Below are 1,485 nucleotides of genomic sequence, written 5' to 3' on the forward strand. Positions count from 1 at the left end.
ACCCCCATTTCCCCATCACCCTACACCCCACACCCCACACCCTACACCCTACACCCTACACCCCACACCCCACACCCCACACCCCACACCCCGCTATGTTCACGCAGACTAAGTTGGTAAAGCGTGACACAAAACTGCTAGAGTGAGCAAAGACGAGTATATAAACTTTACAGATATTGTATGAGAGTTTTGGTTATTGGCGGAGACGGCTATTGTGGTTGGGCAACGGCACTCCATCTATCAAATAGAGGTTACGAAGTAGGCATACTTGATAGTTTAGTTCGTCGCTATTGGGACTTACAATTAGGCTGCGATACCTTAACACCGATCGCACCCATATCTCATCGGATTCAACGCTGGCAAGATCTGACGGGAAAATCGCTCGATCTTTTTGTCGGGGATATCAATAACTACGACTTTTTGATTCAATCCCTGCGACAGTTTCAACCGGATGCGATTGTTCACTTCGGAGAACAGAGATCTGCACCCTTCTCCATGATCGATCGCGAACACGCAGTTTTAACCCAAGTTAACAACGTTGTTGGCAATTTAAACATCCTCTACGCAATGAAAGAGGAATTTCCCGAAGCGCACCTAGTGAAACTGGGAACCATGGGTGAGTATGGCACACCGAATATAGATATTGAAGAAGGCTACATCACGATCGAACATAACGGTCGTAAGGATACTTTACCCTATCCCAAACAGCCGGGTAGTATGTACCATCTCAGCAAAGTCCACGATAGCCATAATATCCATTTTGCCTGTCGGATGTGGGGTTTAAAAGCCACAGATCTCAATCAAGGGGTGGTTTATGGAGTCCTCACCGAAGAAACGGGAATGGATGAGATGTTAATTAACCGTCTCGATTACGATGGGGTTTTTGGTACTGCTTTAAACCGTTTTTGTATTCAAGCGGCGATCGGTCATCCCCTGACAGTGTATGGTAAAGGTGGTCAAACGCGAGGATTTTTAGATATCCGCGATACCGTGGGTTGTTTGGAATTAGCGATCGCTAATCCCGCTCAATCGGGGGAATTCCGCGTCTTTAACCAATTTACCGAACTGTTTAGCGTCGGTGACTTGGCACTGATGGTGAAAAAAGCTGGTTCAGCGTTAGGGTTAAATGTGGAGATTAACAATCTTGATAACCCGCGCATCGAGTTAGAGGAACATTATTTCAAGGCTAAAAACACGAAATTACTCGATCTAGGCCTACAACCTCACTATCTCTCCGATTCTCTCCTCGATTCCCTCTTGAACTTCGCCACCAAGTACAGAGACCGGGTAGATATGAATCATATCCTACCAAAAGTCACTTGGAAACGATAATTTATCAGTAAATGATAAGTTGAGGATGGGCAAATAACCCATCCTTGGCGTTTTTCTAATGTATCGGAATCAAACTCGATCTTAATCCGAACTGATGGGAATTATTGTCGCCCACAATTGCGGGAATTAGGGCAACGTTCCTGCATTAATTGG

1 protein-coding gene is annotated in these 1,485 nt (G+C 45.5%); it reads left to right on the plus strand.

Annotated features, from left to right (window positions below; all coding sequences use genetic code 11):
* Nucleotides 1–180: 180 nt before the first annotated feature.
* The gene (locus tag PX636_RS01300) at nt 181–1,332 is read left to right on the plus strand and encodes an NAD-dependent epimerase/dehydratase family protein (protein ID WP_288115976.1); all 1,152 of its coding nucleotides are present in this window, start codon (nt 181–183) and stop codon (nt 1,330–1,332) included.
* Nucleotides 1,333–1,485: the final 153 nt, after the last annotated feature.

The sequence above is a fragment of the Microcystis sp. M53598_WE2 genome (genome assembly GCF_030067735.1).
GTDB lineage: Bacteria > Cyanobacteriota > Cyanobacteriia > Cyanobacteriales > Microcystaceae > Microcystis > Microcystis aeruginosa.